The organism is Shewanella sp. MF05956 (genome assembly GCF_059758055.1).
Map to the genome: position 1 here is coordinate 67,962 of NZ_JCAYNV010000011.1, position 18,038 is coordinate 85,999.

Below are 18,038 nucleotides of genomic sequence, written 5' to 3' on the forward strand. Positions count from 1 at the left end.
ATGACTAAAGATGCTGTTTTTTGTATTTACGACATTAAAGTCATCGAAAGTTACACTTTTTCTTATACAATGTGGTTTTGTATTCTTCATCCAAGGAGTTTTATGGAACCCGCTATTCTTATTATCACCTTATTGTGCGGCATGTTGGTGAGTCGAGTCGGTTTACCGCCACTCATTGGATATCTTGCCGCGGGCTTCGTATTATTCACTTTCGGCATAGAAGACAGCAGCTTACCTATTTTACAGCAACTCGCTGATTTGGGTGTCACCTTACTATTATTTTCGATTGGTCTTAAGCTCGATCTCAAAAGCCTGTTTAAAGCAGAAGTCTGGGCGGGCTCAAGCCTGCATTTAATCGGTTCTATCCTGTTTTTTGTGCCAATACTCAAACTATTGGGCTTTTTAGGCATAGAACAACTCGACGGATTTTCGATAAATCAACTGATGCTAGTGTCATTCGCACTGAGCTTTTCAAGTACCGTATTTGCGGTAAAAGTGCTTGAGGACAGCGGTGATATGCAGTCGCTTTATGGCCGTGTCGCAATTGGTATCTTGATTATGCAAGATATCTTTGCGGTGATATTTTTGACTATTTCCAAAGGTAATATCCCGTCAGTTTGGGCATTTGGCTTATTGTTATTGCCTCTTGCTCGCCCGTTAATTTATAAAGTTTTCGACCGAGTTGGTCACGGTGAAATGCTGGTGCTCTTTGGCTTAGTCATGGCATTAGTTGTGGGTGCTTGGTTGTTTGAAGCCGTCGGTTTAAAACCCGATTTAGGCGCGCTTATTATCGGTATTTTACTGGCAGGACATGCTAAATCATCAGAGTTAGCCAAGTCGATTTACTTCTTTAAAGAACTATTCTTAGTCGCCTTCTTCTTAACCATTGGTTTAAATGGCCTCCCAACCCTAGCTGATATTGGTTTAGCGGCTATTTTAGTTGCCCTAGTGCCCGTTAAAATTGTGATGTTTTTATACTTACTCACTCGCTTTAAGTTACGTTCGCGCACCTCGTTGCTGGCCTCGTTTAACTTAGGTAACTACAGTGAGTTTGGCTTAATTGTCGCGGCAGTGGCGGCACATAAAGGTTGGTTACCACCAGAATGGCTGATCATTATTGCGGTGGCATTGAGTATTAGCTTTTTATTTGCTGCGCCACTTAATAATAGCGTCAGCAACATTTACCAACGTTATCAAGCCAGACTTAGCAAGCTTGAACGCCACCCATTACACCCAGAAGACCGACAAATCCGCATTGGCAACCCACGTTTTTTGATTTTGGGTATGGGCCGAATTGGTTCGGGTGCATACGATGAGTTACGCGCTAAATATACCGGTGAAATTTTAGGGATTGAGCACAAGCAAGAATTGGTGGATTTTCATCGCAACGAAGGGCGTAACGTAGTGCAAGGCGACGCCAGCGACACCGACTTTTGGGAAAAGCTTGAACGCGCGCCGCATTTAGAATTGGTACTACTGGCAATGCCGCATCATGTGGGTAATTTATTTGCAGTAGAACAACTACAAAAAATGAACTACGAAGGTAAGATTAGCGCCATTGTGCAATATGCTGAAGATGGCAACGCGCTCAAAGAGTTGGGTGTGCACACAGTGTACAATTTATATGAGGCTGCGGGCGCCGGTTTTGTCGACCATGTGATCCATGAGCTATTGGATTCACCGCCAGAAATTGTGCCAGAATATGCCGCGGCTAATGTGGGCGAAAATGCAGTCGAAAATGTAGATGAAAATGTGGCTGAAAATACAGCCGCTATAGATGATGCAGAGATTGAAGCGCAACAGATTAAGTCGCCATCATAAAACTAATCAACCTCAGCTCGGAATAATAAACGCCTACAAATTATTGTAGGCGTTTTTTGTTTGCGACACAGTATTTTCATTTTTGCTTCAGATAAGAAAATCTAAGTTACAGACACCGTAAAGTCATGCTATAACTCAAGGGTTCTTGTCACTTTTTGTTGGATTTTTTGAAGTATGTCAAACCCTGCTCAACGCGCGACTAAATTATTTGTTCAAACATTCGGCACCAAGCCTGACGAGTTATATCAAGCGCCTGGGCGAGTGAATATTATGGGTGAGCATACCGATTATAATGAAGGGCTTGCGCTGCCCGCGGCCATTAACTTTCATACTGTAATTGCGGTTAAACACCGCGACGACAATTTATTCCGCGCCGTCACCACAGCCTTTCCTGGGCAAATTGAACAATGGCATTTTGGTGAAGAAGGCCCTGTTGCTGCCGCGGATGATTGGACACATTACTTAAAAAGTGTCACGGCAGCCATGAATCAATCTGGCTTACAAGCCAAAGGGCTAGACCTAGCCATTGTTGGCGATGTGCCACTTGGCGCTGGGTTGTCATCGTCTGCGGCGTTAGAGATTGCTTTTGGCACTGCCATTAGTTATGCCAGTCAATTGCATTTATCGCCGTTAGCCATTGCCCAATTAGCCCAACGCGGCGAAAGCCAATTTATGTGTTTAGACTGCGGCATGATGGACCAAATGATCAGCGCCCTGGCCGAACCAGACCACGCACTATTAATTGATTGCTTAGAACTTGAGAGCGAGCCGGTGTTATTACCCGAAGAGCTCAGCATGATTATTATCGACCTTAAACAAGGCCGACAAGCATTTGTCCAACAATTTGAACAACGTAAAAAAGAGTGTAGCCACATTACTCAATTGCTAGGGCTCGATTCGTTACGCGACTCTTCATTAAGTTTATTGAGCCAAAATAAAGATCTGCTCAGCGAGGAACAATTCCGCCGAGCGCGTCATATCATTACTGAAAATCAACGCACCAGTAATGCCGCTCGCGCTTTACAACAAAACAATATTGCTCGCTTTAGCCAGTTGATGGCGCAGTCTCAAGCATCAATGCGTGATGACTTTGAGATTATCACTCCCGAAATAGACGCCTTAGTTACCCTGATTTCTACCTTAATAGGTGAGCAAGGCGGTGTGCGCATGAGTGATGGCTGTGTACTGGCATTAGTGAACCATGACTTAAGCGACGATGTGATTAATTTAGTTGAGAATCAATTCTTTACTCAAACAGGAATTGAAGCAACCATTCACTTATGTTCAGCCAGTGGCGGTGCAGGACGCATCCGCTAAATTAACCAAAAGAGAGAGGCGTAAATGGTACGTTTTAGTGTGCTTGAACCTTGGCAAGATCCCCGTGGTGGAGAGATTGAACGGGTTAGAATTGATAATGGCATCATCGCACTTGAAGTATTAAGTCTAGGAGGCATCATTCGATCATTATGGACACCTGATCGCAATGGCGAACGTAAAAATATTGTTTTAGGCTGCGATAGCGCTGAAGACTATTTAGCCCAACAAGTCCATTTAGGCGCTGTTGCCGGGCGTTACAGTAATCGCATTGCTAATGGTGCAATGGAATATCAAGGCCAGCGCTACTCGTTGAGCGTCAATCAAGCCACCAACTGTTTGCACGGTGGCGCTGAAGGCTTTAACCGTAAATTGTGGCAATTAGGCACCTTAAGTGACGGAGTGCGGTTAACCTTAAAAAGCCCAGACGGCGACATGGGGTTCCCGGGCAATTGCACTGTACAGCTAGACTACCGCCTAGTAGGCAATAACTTATACGTAGAAATGCTTGCTAGCACAGACAAAGCTTGCCCTATTAGCTTAACCCAACACAGTTACTTTAATTTAGACGGCAACCGCAGTGACACTAATACCGAGCACACTTTGCAAGTTGATGCTAAAACCTACCTCACCATGAATGATGTTGGTGTGCCGACCGCAATAGAATCTACTCAGGGCAGTGACTTAGACATGACTGTCGCCACGCCGATGTCAGTGCAAACTCAGCGTGCTGCTTTAGCCGCTACAAAAGGGTTTGATCACTGTTATGTTCTCGATAACCCAGGTGCTGATCTGCAACGCTGTGGCTGTTTAGCCAGCCCAAACAGCGGCCGGAGCATGACGGTTTACACTAACCAACCTGGGGTACAAGTGTACGGCGCTAACTTTTTACAAGGCACTGTTGCGAAAAAGCAGCGGGTATTAGCCGATCATCAAGCAGTGTGTATTGAACCACAAATGCTGCCAGACTCGCCTAATCAACCACATTTACCGGGTGCTAGCAATGTGTGGATTACGCCAGAGAGCGTCTATCATCACATTAGTCGTTATCAGTTCGATGCCAAGTAATCCGCCGGCAAAGCCCACCTTTAACACCGAAGATATTGGCCAAATTGCAGTCGGGGCTTTTGCCCTGTCTGTGCCCATTGCATTTTCGGAAGAAGCGTGGCGACTATCGGCGAGTTTACCGACGTTAAACTTAGTGCTTGTGGTGTTTTTGTCGTTGGCGTTTATCACTCTATTTGCTTATCAGAGTGTGTTTCAAGGCAATATCATTACACGCAGGCGGGCTTTCTTTTTACGGGTGGTCGCTGCGTATTTATTGACATTAATCGTGGTCGCGATTGTGCTGTTAGCATTAAATAAACTGCCGCTATTAACAGAGCCTATCTTAGCGTTAAAGCGGATTATTTTAATCGCGATGCCCGCGTCAATGGGCGCGATCATTGTCGACAGTTTTGATAAAGAATAACCTACGCCTAAGTCTTAATGATTTAATGTAAACGCTTAAGTCTAGGGGCTTAGTCCAAAAAGAAACGGCATAAAGAATTAACATTCTTTATGCCGTTTTCATCATTGGGTATCGCAAGCTGATAAATCACTACTACATAATATGCTGCTATCAATAACAGCATATTATCCACGCGATTAATCGTCTACATTATCACCCATGTCATCAAAATCATCACTATCGTCGTCATCAGAGTCATCAAAATCTGGAATATCATCATCTGAATCTGCAACTTCATCTGGCTCAACCACAGGTTTGGCTTTGCGAGGTGGTGCCGTATCTGGCACTTTTGACAAGTCTATCCGTGATTGGTGCTTTAACATAAACTCAGCACGTGCAGCTTTCCAAGCATCCCCAAACTCAGCCATAGCGGCTTTCGCTTGTTCGTCATCTAAGTCGTGTAAGTTAACTTTAACGATGTCTTCTACGAATTCAACAATCGTATTGCGCGTAGTATGAAACATATAAACGCGCCCAGGTGACGCTTGTGGTAGTTGATTATCATGAACCACGACAGTATTACCTTTCGATGTTCTTAATTCACCAAACCAAAGTTGTTTTTTTGCTGTGTTATACATATATGCTAACGCCCTTAAATCAACACATATACTCAAAATGATGCAAGGTAATGAGTTAAAACACCCTCATTCTGCACCACGATTATCTCTTCTGTATTTACGTGGGTATTTAAACAGAATATTTCTGAGAATCAATGCCTAAAACGATGAATTTTTCGCGCAACCGCATAAAAATGCCAATATTGGAAAAATTTGCCCAGATAAAGACCATTACCATTACTAAAAAAATGGTCTTTAAGCTACCTAACGATACGATTGAATTGCTACCGTTAGTTCACAACCCCAATTGAATTTTGCTCAACTGACTCACTACAATGTGACGTTGTGGGCTGCATTAGACCCTCTTAATAAACATCGATAACAGGACAATAGCTGAAATCAAACAGCCTTCAAGTTTTTTATCTAAAAAACCTTGTCAATATCGCATTATCTTTATCACGCTTTTATTCATCTCAATTCAGCACTTGCCCTAAGATATTACGACCTGGCCAAATTGAGATACGTAAATTTACGCCAGTAAATCTAACACTATCTTACCTTTATGTTTACCCGACTCCATTAACTCATGTGCTTTTACTACCTGCGAAAACGGAAATACACTGTCGATTGGAATGTTCATTTTGCCGGCGTTTAATAACGGCCATACATGTTCTGCTAAGCCTTGGGCAATTTGTGCTTTATTTTCTACGCTTTGCGGGCGTAATGTCGACCCAGTCCACACCACTCGTTTAGCCATAATACGAAAAATATCTACAGTTGCCTGTGGGCCACGTTGCATGGCAACTGACACCATACGGCCGTCTGTCGCAATGGCTTTGAGGTTTTCATTGATAAAGTCACCTCCGGCAATGTCCATAATGACATTAACGCCAACCCCCTCTGTAGCAGCTAATATCGGCTCAACAAATTGTTGTTCATTATAATTAATCGCAACACTGGCACCTTGATCTAAACAGTATTGGCATTTTTCATCGCTACCAGAAGTTGCAAAGACTTTTGCGCCTAAACGACTTGCCATTTGAATTGCAGTAGTACCGATACCGCCAGAACCGCCGTGGATCAATACCGTTTCACCCGCTTTAAGTCCGCCGCGAATAAACAAGTTACCCCACACAGTAAAAAAGGTTTCTGGTAATGCAGCTGCCTGCACATAACTGTAACCCGTCGGAATAGGTAAACAATGTGCTGCGTATGTATTCACTAACTCGGCATAGCCGCCACCCGGCACTAACGCACACACTTTGTCGCCCACTTGCCATTGCGTCACATTGTCTGCCACCGCGACGATTTCACCCGCGACCTCTAAACCAATAATGGGGCTAGCACCTGCTGGCGGGGGATAAGCGCCAACGCGTTGCTTAATATCAGGGCCATTGACACCTGCGGCATACGCCTTAATCGTCACCTGGCCTTCAGCAGGCATGGCTAATTTTGATTGAGTCATGGTCATCACACTGGGTGTACCGGGTTGCTCAACATGCACATGGGTAAATTCTCTGTTTACTGTTGCCATAAAATATTATCTCGATTTATTGTTATCAAAAAGTAATCAGCATTAAAAGCCTGTTATTGCTCCGCGGTGATTGTTCACAAAGCGAGCTAGAATGTTAGCGAAAACTAAAGTAGTTTCTTTTTTAATCAAAAAAGTATTGCCTATAATAAGTAAACAATTACTATACCCGCCCGTTCAAGTCATGGAGCACAATAGTTGTTTAAGTACCTGTTGATACTACTGTCGTTAATCAGTATTCACGCCCATGCAACGCCAATCCGTATTGCGTCGGATATTTGGTGCCCTTATATCTGTGAAAATGAAACGGGTTATGTTGTTGAGCTAACAAAACGCGCCTTTGAAATTCAAGGACAAACAACTGTATTTGTGACTATTCCTTATAAACGTGCCCTTATTGAGCTGCAACGACACAATATTGATGCGGTACTGGCATTAACGCCTAGTGCCATTGCCAACAATCAACTCATCGACGCGAATGTTATTATCGGCTATAACAGCAATGACTTTTATACCCTCATTGGTAAAGACGAGTCGTTTGAAACCATTGCCGATCTAAACCAAACTTCACAAGCAGCGGCAGTCAGTGGCTACGACTATGGCGTTGAACTTGATGCCTGGCTAAACGCTCATCCAAATACCTACTTTGCCTCGGGTAACGATCCGTTAGCGATGAATATTATTCGATTAGTAAAGGGTCGGCACTCGGTTATTGTCGACAACAAAAATGTCATTGAGTACACCGCAAGTCAATTAAACTTAAGTCAACACTTGCGCTATGCTGGCACCATTGGCCAGCCAGTGCCGTTACATGTGGGCTTTAGTCAGCAAAACCAGGCCAATGCGACCCTTTTTGCTAACGGCATTGAAATGCTAAAAGCAAATGGTGAGTATCAAGAGATCATTAACAAATACAAAATCTTACCTGGTATTACAGCGAATAAAGCGCGACATAAGCGCTTACGAAAATTTCTGCCTGCCATAAATCAGTGATACTCCCTGTTTATTGGGCACACAAAAATCCGCTTTAAAAGTGCAAACTTTCGTAACATTATTTCTCTGTATATTCACTTCAACTTAGTTACACTCTGGCCACAAAAAATACAATAAATCATCATTTTGGCAATATTGGCACTGGCTCGCTGGCGTCAAAGGAGTGTTTATGCGCGTGTATCGTCAACTGCTAGTCTTGGCACTGACCAGTTCAGCAATGTTTACCAGTTCGGCTTCAGAAATCGTCCAAAGTAAGGGCCACTTTGTCGATAAATTTCGCCAACTTGAAGAAAGCCTCCCTACCCCAAATGATTACCGCAATGCAGCAGGCGAACCAGGTAAAGAGTATTGGCAACAGCAAGTTGACTACAAAATTAATGTCACATTAGATGAAGAAAAGCGTCGTATTGAAGGTGAGCAAGTGATTACTTATCACAATAACTCTCCGTATACGCTTAAATATCTATGGTTACAGCTAGAGCAAAACCGCTTTAAATCAGATTCAATTGCGGAGCGAAGCAGTGCTTTTTATGGGGTTGATGGTAGCGTAAGTGCCACCAACACTTATGGTGATAATGCATTTGCAAAAATCAGCCTGCAAGACTTACGGCGCCAACAATTTTTAGCCGATAACAACTTGGGCTATCAGATTGCTGCAGTGACCGACGCCAACAAAAAACCGCTCAAGTACACCATCGTCGGTGCTCAAATGCGAGTCGACTTACCCACAGCATTACGTCAAAACCAATCAACTCAATTGCGCATTAACTACGGCTACAATATTTTAGAAGAAGACGCTGTTGGGGCTCGTTCGGGTTATGAACACTTTCCTGACGATGACCGCAAAGGTGGCAACGACATTTTCTTGTTAGCACAGTGGTTTCCGCGAGTAGCCAGTTATTCAGATTACGAAGCGTGGCACAACAAAGAGTTTTTAGGCAGCGGTGAATTTACTCTCGAGTTTGGTAATTACGATGTGAGTATGACCGTGCCGAGTGACCATATCGTCACAGCCACAGGCGTTTTACAAAATAGCAAAAAAGTGTTGTCTTCAGAGCAACTTAAACGTTTAGAAAAAGCTAAAACCGCTGAAAAGCCAGTGTTTATAGTATCGGCAGATGAAGCTCTCGCCAATGAGTCGAGTACGGCTACAGGCAGTAAAACCTGGCACTTTACAGCCGACAATGTCCGTGATTTTGCTTGGGCATCATCGCGTAAATTTATATGGGACGCTCAAGGTTATCAGCAAAAAGACAGTAATAATCCGCACGTAATGGCAATGTCGTTTTACCCAAAAGAAGGTGGCGAACTGTGGCAGCGCTATTCAACAGCGTCAGTTATTCACACCCTTAAGGTCTATTCGCGCTTTACCTTCGACTATCCCTACCCTGCAGCCATTAGCGTTAATGGTCCTGTCGGCGGCATGGAATACCCAATGATCAGCTTTAATGGTCCTCGTACCATTTGGCACGACGATGACAGCCGTACTTATACCTTGTCGGAAAAACAATTCTTAATCGGCGTGGTGATCCACGAAGTCGGTCATAACTATTTCCCGATGATTGTGAATTCAGACGAGCGCCAATGGACCTGGATGGATGAAGGCATCAACAGCTTTTTAGACGGTATTGCGACTCGCGAGTGGGACCCTAAACTGTCTTGGGGACGTGAGCCAAGTGATGTGATTGAATACATGAAGTCTAACGTGCAAGTGCCGATTATGACGCAGTCAGACAGTGTGTTGCAGCTTGGCCCCAATGCCTATATTAAACCTGCTGTTGCGCTCAATATTTTGCGTGAAGTGATATTAGGCCGTGAATTATTTGATTTCGCCTTTCAAGAATACAGCCAGCGTTGGATGAACAAACGCCCAACACCAAGCGACTTTTTCCGTACCATGGAAGAAGCCTCTGGGGTTGATTTAGATTGGTTCTTCCGAGGTTGGTTTTACAGCACCGATCATGTTGATATTTCGTTAGACCGCATTTATAAACTGCGCTTAGACAGCAACAATCCAGACATTGATTTTGAGCGCCGCCGCCAAGATTATCAAGATAAACCCATGCCTTATTCGGTGGAACGTAATCAACAAAGTGGTCAAAAAAGCTGGGTTGAACTGAACTCAGACAATCTTGATTATCATGACCAAAATGATCAATTTAGCGTCACCAATAAAGAACGCAACAAGTACAACAAAAAACACGCCGAACTCGACGAATGGGAACAACAAGTACTCGCTCGAGCCATTAAAGAAGATAAAAACTATTACGTCTTTAACTTTGCTAATCTCGGCGGCCTCGTGATGCCCATTTTACTCGAGCTAACCTTTGAGAATGGCAACACAGAATCATTGGTTTTACCTGCTGAAATTTGGCGCCGCTCCCCCTTTGAAGTCAGTAAACTCATTGTGACCGACAAAGACAATATTTTAGTGTCGGCGGTGGTCGATCGTCGCGGTGAAACGGCCGATGTCGATATTGAAAATAACTATTATCCACGCCAAATTATCCCTTCACGTATCGAAGCCTTTAAAGAAGAAGAGCGTAAGGGCAATCAGTATCGCGATATTATGCATGACAACAAAGAAGCGCTTAAAGAACCCGAGATTAAGGTGAAAAAGAAGTGATACGTCAATTAACCTTACTATTAATCAGTATTGTGAGTTTGGGTTTCTTTACAGGAGAAGCTCTTGCCCACCAGCAAAAAGAAGCTTACACCAGTATTGTGTTCAATCAGCGCAGTGGCATGCTTGAAATCCAACATCGATTTTATTTACACGATGCTGAGCATGCCGCCCAGCAAGTGATCGATAAAAACACGGATTTGATCAGCGATCCGGTTGGTCGTGATGCCTTTGCTTATTACGCTATTTCGACCTTTTCAATGCAAGACCAAAAACAGCAACCGCTCACGCTGACTTATGTTGGCACCGAGTTAGAAGGTCAGTATTTGTGGGTGTATCAAGAAACCCCGATAACTGTAGATATGGATGGGTTTTACCTAAAAATGACTGCGCTACAAGAACTGTGGTCAGAACAAACTAACCACATTAATGTAGAGCGCAATAAACGTGTCACTTCAGCAAGGCTGCATATTGCTGATTCGTGGCATTATATTGAAGTCGCTAAACCTGCCAAATAACTAAATCTATTCAATAGATAGCACTTCTGCGCTGTGGATCGTTATAACGGCCCCTGTAATTTTACTTGGCCGTTAAATTTTCACTACATCATCGAGTGCATCGGTGAGTGTTGAATACGTCACACAATGTACGCCATCGGGTTTAAAGCCGGCTTTTGCCAAGGTTTTAAGTGGCTGAAATTGAAAATCAGCTAACAATACCCGGGTATTATCGTGCTTACATTTAGCGATATATTTGTATAACGCCGCTACGCCACCCGAATCTAAAATAGACACCCCGTCAAAATACAACACCACACCATCTTGTTCAGCACTTAAATGGGCAAGCTCACCAAATACCCCATCAGCAGCGGCAAAAAATAATGGTCCGTTGATTTTAAATACTTTCCAGCGCGGCGGTAGTTCTACATGAACATGCTTTTTCTGCTCGCTAATGTCTTGTACCTTGGTCATGTCGGCCACTTGTTTCATAAACAATAACGATGCCAAAATAATCCCAGCGCTGATCGCTATCACCATGTCGAAAAAGATGGTCAATAATAAACACACCATTAATACCAGCACTTCACTGGCAGGGGCTTTTTTGATTAAGTGAATAATCTTGGGCGCTTCGCTCATGTTCCACGCCACCATGATAAGCAATGCAGACATCCCCGCCATTGGGATATACGCCAAAATGGTACTCAAGGATAATAAAGACACCAATACCACCAGCGCGTGGATCATTGCGGCAATGGGGCTCACTGCACCGGATTTATAATTGGCTGCCGACCGAGCGATCGCCGCAGTGGCCGTAATCCCACCAAAAAATGGGGCAATAATATTGCCGATACCCTGGCCCAATAACTCACTATTGGCACTGTGCTTTTTACCTGACATACCATCTAGCACCACAGCGCACAGTAACGATTCAATGGCCCCTAACATGGCAATAGCAAATGCGGCAGACAATAAATCACTGACCAGTTGCCAAGTGAATACCAGCGGCGTTTCGCCCATTTGTGCCCGCAGCCAAGGCCACTCAAAATCGGGCAGCATTGACGGTATACCTGCACCGATAGAGCCGTCGGCTAAGGTAAAACTGAAGGTTGAGCCTATCGTCGACACATGAAACCCTAACAGGTTTAACATCAAAGCCACCACACTCGCCGCCACCACTGCGGGCAAATGAGCGGGTATGTTTATCTTGAGTTTAGGCCACAAAATAAACACCACTAAGGTGCTTATCCCCACCAGCATCGTCGGCCCGGAAAACCCAGGAATTTCTTGTATTAACGTGGCAACTTTACCCACAAAGCTCTCTGGCATGTCAGTAATGTTTAAACCAAAGAAGTCTTTAACTTGCAATACCGCGATAACCACCGCTATACCACCAGTAAAACCTAACGTGACTGACTCCGGAATATATTGAATAAAGCGTCCTAAGCGAAATAACGCCATAACGATTAACATCAACCCTGACAAAATGCTGGCAAGCAGTAATCCAGACAAACCATATTGATGCACGATAGGATAGAGGATCACCACAAATGCGGCTGTCGGCCCAGACACGCTATAACGCGAGCCACCGGTGAGCGGAATAACAAACCCGGCAATAATGGCGGTATATAAGCCGTACTGCGGTGCCACGCCAATAGCGATCGCCAGCGCCATTGCTAAGGGGATAGCAATAATACCGACGGTAAGGCCAGCTAATAAATCTTTAGACAATGCAGTAACACTGTAGGGATTGTCTTTTAGTGATTCTCGGAGCGCGTGCCCGATACGGAGAGAAAATAGATGTGTGCGGTATTTCATTGCGGCGATCCCATAACCTAGTACGGCGTCAAGATACCCCTCATTATAGACCGATTGTTTCACAGCACAATCGAATTAAGTTAACACTTGATGATAATTTAATTATCATCACATTATAATAAAAAACCCTATAATCCGATGTACTCGTCCTCCGCATAGAGACAATAAAAAAGCCACTGAAGTGGCTTTAGGAAATCATGCTGTAAAACAAGTGGCGACCAACTTAATAACGGCCACTTTTATGACAAAAATCAACGGATACTTTACGGCCCCGATTGGTTTCAATGTTTTGATATGGCCAATCATATTGAGTGATCAAACGCGTGGTGAGCTCAAGCCCTAAACCAAAGCCTAAATCTTCACTGCTGTTGGCGTGCGATTCACACTGATTGACAATACTCACCGATGCAGCTGACTGCTCAATAGTGACCGCCCCTTCTAACGTATGTTGAAACGCATTACGAATAAGATTGGTCATGATAATCCGGCATAACGTGCTTGGGAGTTGTTGCGCTGACTCATCTGTATTGATGTGAATTTCAATATTTTTGCCATGGGTTAAATACGTTAAATCTTGCACTAATTGACGGATCAGTAGCCCTAGGTGAACCTCATTTAGCGGTAAGCTTTTACCTTCACGCCGATTTAGCCACAATAACGTTTCAGTTAAATCTGTCATTGTGATGCCAGCACGTTCAATCCGCTCAACGACCAGTGCTTGTTTTTCAGCACTCGCGCCTTTGCTTATTAATTTTTGCAGTAGCTCGGTATTGGTACGAATAACCGCTATAGGCGTGCGCAACTCATGACTGGCATAACTTAAAAACTGTTGCTCGCGCGCTAAGCTGTCTTGCACTGTGCTTAAACTGGTTTTAATGATGGAGGCTAAGGTATTAAGCTCGCTGTAGTGAAAGTCTGGCGTAGACAACTCAAGCTGCTGAGTATTGAGGCCTTTGGCCCAATTTTTGAGCCTTTCTATTGGCAACGTAACACGGCGCATCACCAAAATCAGCACTACAGCAAAGGCAATAATGCCTAATATTGCCGTTAGCAAAATGATTAAAAAATATGGCGGACCATTTCGCTTAAAGGCACCTATTTTACTGCGTTCAAATACCGTTGACACAAAACGTATTTCATTATCGTGTTGAACTTTCATTACAAAATAACCGGCATCTGGTGGGGTGATTAAGTTACCGCCGACAATAGCCTTATTCAGTACATTTAATTCTGTTGGTGGCTCAAGCATAATTTGGCGCACTTTTTCGGGTAGATCTTGCCAACGACTTGCGACTGTAAATGATTCAAACTGATAGGGCTTTGCGTCTGATACATTTTGTTGCTGGCCCTGGGCATACATTGATACTCGCAAAGACGCATCCATGCCCGAGATAAAATAATGCAGGCTTAATGCAGACAAAATCAAAATGGTACTGATACCCGTAATCAACATTGCCAATAATATATAAAGCCGAATGCTAGGGATTATTTTCATTATGAATGGCTTTCCTTTATCGCAAAACCGTAACCGCTGATGGTGTGCAATAACTTGTGCTCATGCTCGGCATCGACTTGCTTACGCAAATTAAAAATGTGTACTTTTAAGCTGTTACTGTCGGGTTGTTCATCGCCCCATACCGTTTGCATTAACTTTTCCCGCGACACAGGATTCGGGCTGGCTCGCATGAGCACAGTTAAAATTTTCAATGCGGTTGGCGACAGTTTTAATTCGATATTGTTACGAAAAGCCTGTTTTTGCTGTACATCAACGGTTAAATCGGCCAGCGCTAAACGCTGCACCTGGCCACTGCGCCGACGGGCTAATACCTTAACTCTGACAATGAGCTCTTCCATGGCAAAGGGTTTCACTAAGTAATCATCTGTACCATTGGCAAAACCGCTGAGTTTATCGTCTAGCGTGTCACGCGCCGTTAGCATTAATACCGGAACATCAATACCTTGAGCGCGTAATGACTCACACACCTGTAAACCATTCATTTTGGGTAAATTTAAATCCAGAATCACCGCGTCATAATGATTCTGTTGAATTAAATGAAGTCCTGCCAGGCCATTTGCACTGTGATCACACAAAATGTCTTCTAGTTCAAAATACTCAATAACCGCTGTAGCGAGGTCAAGATCGTCTTCGACCAGTAACAATTGCAACTTATCCGTTGTCATCAAGCGGGCTCCTTAGTGTTATGCAGGTGCAGTTGCGTCATTATTAGGGCGTAACTTATTCATTATACGAGTAATAAAGTCTTTTGTTTCACACTGAATTAACAACAGTGACGGGGTTAAAATCAAGGTGATCACTGTGGCAAACAAAATACCATAACCCAGCGCCGCTGCCGCAGGAATTAAGAACTGCGCTTGCAATGAGGTTTCACCTAATAATGGTGCTAACCCCGCAAACGTGGTAACCGATGTTAGCAACACGGCACGAAGTCGTCCGGTGCATGACTCAACAATGGCATCGTGTACCGACAAGCCTTCTTCTTTAATCAATTCATTAAAGCGTGACACCAATAATAGGCTATCGTTGACCACCACACCACTGAGCGCCAATATACCATTTAACGATAAAATACTGATGGTTAAGTCGTTCCACCAATGACCTAAAATCGCCCCGACAATACCAAATGGAATCGCGGTCATGATAATAACAGGTTGCACATATGACCTAAGCGGCACGGCCAGCAAAGCATAGATAGCGATTAACGCGAGCACAAACATAGACTCAATAGAGCTCGTGGTTTCTGCCTGTTGTTCTGCTTCACCAGCAAAGTTAAAGCTTACCCCTGGATATTGCACTTCAAGCTGCGGGACTAACGACTGCTTTAATTGACTCACTAACTCATTGGAAGCAATTTTATCTTTGTCTAACACCGCACTGATATACACGGCGCGTTGGCTGTCTATTCGGGTAATATTCGAGGGTTGATAATCATTAATGATTGTTGCCACATTGCTTAATGGCACTATGGTTCCGTCGCTGGTGCGCACATTAGCAAGCTTAATATCACCGATGGTTTGGCGGTCTTCATCAGGATAACGAACACGGACTTTAACCTCGTCCTTACCACGTTGAAAACGCTGAACGACACCACCGCCAAACGACTGCAGTATTTGAGCCGATAAGCTTTCGGTATCAAATCCTAGGGCGCGACCTTGTGCAGTTAATTCAAAACGATATTGTGGCTCACCCAGGTCTAGGTTGTTATCAATACCACTGACGCCGTCCATGGTTTCAATTGCCGCTTTTAACGCTTGGCCGGCAGCAAAAACTGACTCGGTATCGCTGGCCTTAATCTCAACTTTAAAGTTATCGAGCATTTCTTTTTTCGCTAATACTTTAAGCTTTTTGACTCCTTCCATTTGGCCAACGGCCTCAGTCCATTTAAGGGTAAATGCTTTTAGCGTATATGGGCTATTAGGGGCTAACTCAACTTGCACCTGGCCTGAGCTACTGCTGCTGGCCAACACATGTAGGCTTGTTAAATAACTGTCCTTACCCTCACTATCACTCGATTCGGTAGATGATTGCGCTGAAAGCTGTGCATCAACATCTTTTGCCGCGCGCTCTAAGGTGGTTAAATTTTTATAGGTTTGACCAAAACTGGCATCATTTTGCATTGAAAAATCAGCCACAGCAGTATCACCGGTAATATCAGGGAAGAATGCCACTCTCACGCTGCCAGTTATCGGCATGCCGGCTACCATAATAAACATCGCGATAAATACCATAAGAACGGCATAGCGAAAACGCAGGGCAAACTCAATTAATGGCTGGTAAATCACTCGGCTAAACCACTTTAAACTGCTGTCTGCTGCATGTTGAAGATGATTAAACCATGATTTCTTGGCGCGCTTTTTAGTATCGATATGAGCTAAATGTGACGGCAGAATAAACTTAGACTCTACCAGCGATAACATTAAACAAATCGCCACTACCGTACCAAACTGGGCATAAATCTGCCCTAAACGCCCTTCCACATTGGCTAATGCCACAAACGCCACCACTGTGGTTAACACACCAAAAATAGTTGGCGTCGCGACTTTTAACGTACCTTTAATGGTGTTATCGATGTTGTCGCCGTATTTTTGTCTGGTGCTAAACACGCTCTCACCGACCACTACCGCGTCATCCACCACGATCCCCAGAGCCATAATAAAACCAAAGGTGGTCATTTCGTTCAGGGTTAAGCCGGCAAAATTGTTGGTCATGAAAAACAAGGTGCCAAAGAACACAAACGGCAAACCTGCAGCGACCCAAAATGCCACGCGAAGGTTTAAAAATAACGCCAAAATAATAAACACTAACGCAATACCGCTTAGGGCGTTTTTTACCAGTAAACTTAAACGTTCGGTAATCATGGTGCTTTTGTCATACCACGAGGCAATACTGACATTCTCAGGCAATGCACTCGAGTTACGCCACTTTTCAACCACCTGTTTAGCTTGCTCAACAATATCAACGATGTCGCCGCTCTCATCCATAACAATCTGAATCGCGCTTGAGTTGGCATTGTTATATCGCGACAACACAAAGGTGTCGTCGGCAAAACCGTCTTTTACCGTAGCGATATCGCCTAAGGTTATTAACGAACCCTGGCTGTTTGTAATGATTGGCAAAGCCATAAAGTCTTGTTGTTGATACGCCTGATCTGACACTTTTAAACGCACGGTTTTATCGTCGTTGTATAAGCTGGTCGAAATGGATGTCGCCGATTCAGCATTAATCGCGCTGGCCACTGTGGCAAGCGTTAACCCATAGGCTTGTAACTTAGCTTCATCAACTTCAATCGAAATCATGGGCTCAGCTTTGGCTTTAATCTCAAGGTCATGAATCGCATCCTGGCTGAGTAAATCTGACTTTAATTGCTCGGCTAATGCCTGCAATGTTGCGCGGTCAGCATCGCCATAAATCTCAATCCACAAGGCATGGTCTTGCATGCGCATTTTATCGATAACGGGATTTTCAGCTTCGCTTGGAAAGTTATAAATTGCGTCGACATTGGTTTTAATGTCGGTGAGTAAGGTGTCTAAATCATACGAGCTGGTTTTCTCAATCATCACACTACTGCCATTGGCATTAGAGGTTGAGGTGATGCGCTTAATGCCTGGTACTGTTTCTAGGGCATCTTCAATTTTGATTGCGATACCTTCTTCGGCTAATACCGGATCGCCACTGTCGTATGTGACAGACACGGTGACACGATCTGGCTCTAAACTCGGAAAAGCCTCTTTACGCAGGCTATTAAGCGAGAACAAACCCACGATAATCATGCTAATAAGCAATAAGTTAGCGGCCACTGAATTTCTGGCAAACCAGGCAATTGCCCCTGTGTGTGTTGATTGAGGAACAGACATG

General features: G+C 44.0%; 13 protein-coding genes. 7 read left to right on the plus strand and 6 right to left on the minus strand.

Annotated features, from left to right (window positions below; translation table 11 throughout):
- Nucleotides 1-102: 102 nt before the first annotated feature.
- From AC19MX_RS13380 to AC19MX_RS13395, 4 genes are all read left to right on the plus strand, one after another.
- Nucleotides 103-1,821: a cation:proton antiporter domain-containing protein gene (locus tag AC19MX_RS13380; RefSeq protein ID WP_498298679.1), complete on the plus strand. Its 1,719-nt coding sequence runs from the start codon at nucleotides 103-105 to the stop codon at nucleotides 1,819-1,821.
- 174 nt (nucleotides 1,822-1,995) lie between these two features.
- Nucleotides 1,996-3,138 (plus strand): galactokinase, encoded by a 1,143-nt coding sequence (gene galK / locus AC19MX_RS13385; protein ID WP_498298681.1) that lies wholly within the window; start codon nucleotides 1,996-1,998, stop codon nucleotides 3,136-3,138.
- Nucleotides 3,139-3,162: 24 nt separating this feature from the next.
- A complete protein-coding gene (locus tag AC19MX_RS13390; RefSeq protein WP_498298683.1) occupies nucleotides 3,163-4,203 on the plus strand; it encodes an aldose epimerase family protein in 1,041 nt (346 codons plus the stop codon).
- Nucleotides 4,193-4,606, plus strand: coding sequence for a DUF2391 family protein (locus tag AC19MX_RS13395; protein WP_432400977.1), 414 nt, complete (start codon nucleotides 4,193-4,195; stop codon nucleotides 4,604-4,606). Before AC19MX_RS13390 ends, AC19MX_RS13395 begins: the two co-directional genes overlap by 11 nt.
- Nucleotides 4,607-4,782: 176 nt before the next feature.
- On the opposite strand, the gene AC19MX_RS13400 is transcribed toward AC19MX_RS13395, so the two are convergent.
- Entirely contained in the window at nucleotides 4,783-5,223 is a 441-nt protein-coding gene (locus AC19MX_RS13400; RefSeq protein ID WP_498298685.1) for a hypothetical protein, read from the minus strand.
- A gap of 508 nt (nucleotides 5,224-5,731) precedes the next feature.
- Nucleotides 5,732-6,736, minus strand: coding sequence for an NAD(P)H-quinone oxidoreductase (locus AC19MX_RS13405; protein ID WP_498298687.1), 1,005 nt, complete (start codon nucleotides 6,734-6,736; stop codon nucleotides 5,732-5,734).
- Between the two features lie 195 nt (nucleotides 6,737-6,931).
- Between AC19MX_RS13405 and AC19MX_RS13410 the strand changes: the two genes are divergently transcribed.
- The 3 genes from AC19MX_RS13410 to AC19MX_RS13420 all read left to right on the plus strand — a co-directional run bounded on the left by AC19MX_RS13410 (nucleotide 6,932) and on the right by AC19MX_RS13420 (nucleotide 10,867).
- A complete protein-coding gene (locus tag AC19MX_RS13410) occupies nucleotides 6,932-7,726 on the plus strand; it encodes a substrate-binding periplasmic protein (protein ID WP_432400971.1) in 795 nt (264 codons plus the stop codon).
- Nucleotides 7,727-7,895: 169 nt separating this feature from the next.
- Entirely contained in the window at nucleotides 7,896-10,352 is a 2,457-nt protein-coding gene (locus tag AC19MX_RS13415; RefSeq protein ID WP_498298689.1) for a M1 family metallopeptidase, read from the plus strand.
- Nucleotides 10,349-10,867: a DUF6702 family protein gene (locus tag AC19MX_RS13420; protein ID WP_498298691.1), complete on the plus strand. Its 519-nt coding sequence runs from the start codon at nucleotides 10,349-10,351 to the stop codon at nucleotides 10,865-10,867. The genes AC19MX_RS13415 and AC19MX_RS13420 overlap by 4 nt, the downstream gene beginning before the upstream one ends.
- Nucleotides 10,868-10,939: 72 nt before the next feature.
- Here AC19MX_RS13420 and dauA read toward each other — a convergent pair whose 3' ends face one another.
- The 4 genes from dauA to AC19MX_RS13440 form a co-directional block, all read right to left on the minus strand.
- Nucleotides 10,940-12,664, minus strand: coding sequence for a C4-dicarboxylic acid transporter DauA (dauA, locus tag AC19MX_RS13425; RefSeq protein ID WP_498298693.1), 1,725 nt, complete (start codon nucleotides 12,662-12,664; stop codon nucleotides 10,940-10,942).
- Nucleotides 12,665-12,887: 223 nt separating this feature from the next.
- On the minus strand, nucleotides 12,888-14,159 hold the full coding sequence (locus AC19MX_RS13430) for a sensor histidine kinase (protein WP_498298695.1): 1,272 nt from the start codon (nucleotides 14,157-14,159) through the stop codon (nucleotides 12,888-12,890).
- Complete coding sequence (locus tag AC19MX_RS13435) at nucleotides 14,159-14,845, minus strand: response regulator transcription factor (protein WP_498298697.1); 687 nt, start codon at nucleotides 14,843-14,845, stop codon at nucleotides 14,159-14,161. The genes AC19MX_RS13430 and AC19MX_RS13435 overlap by 1 nt, the downstream gene beginning before the upstream one ends.
- An 18-nt stretch (nucleotides 14,846-14,863) precedes the next feature.
- Nucleotides 14,864-18,037: an efflux RND transporter permease subunit gene (locus AC19MX_RS13440; RefSeq protein WP_498298698.1), complete on the minus strand. Its 3,174-nt coding sequence runs from the start codon at nucleotides 18,035-18,037 to the stop codon at nucleotides 14,864-14,866.
- Nucleotide 18,038 lies beyond the last annotated feature (1 nt).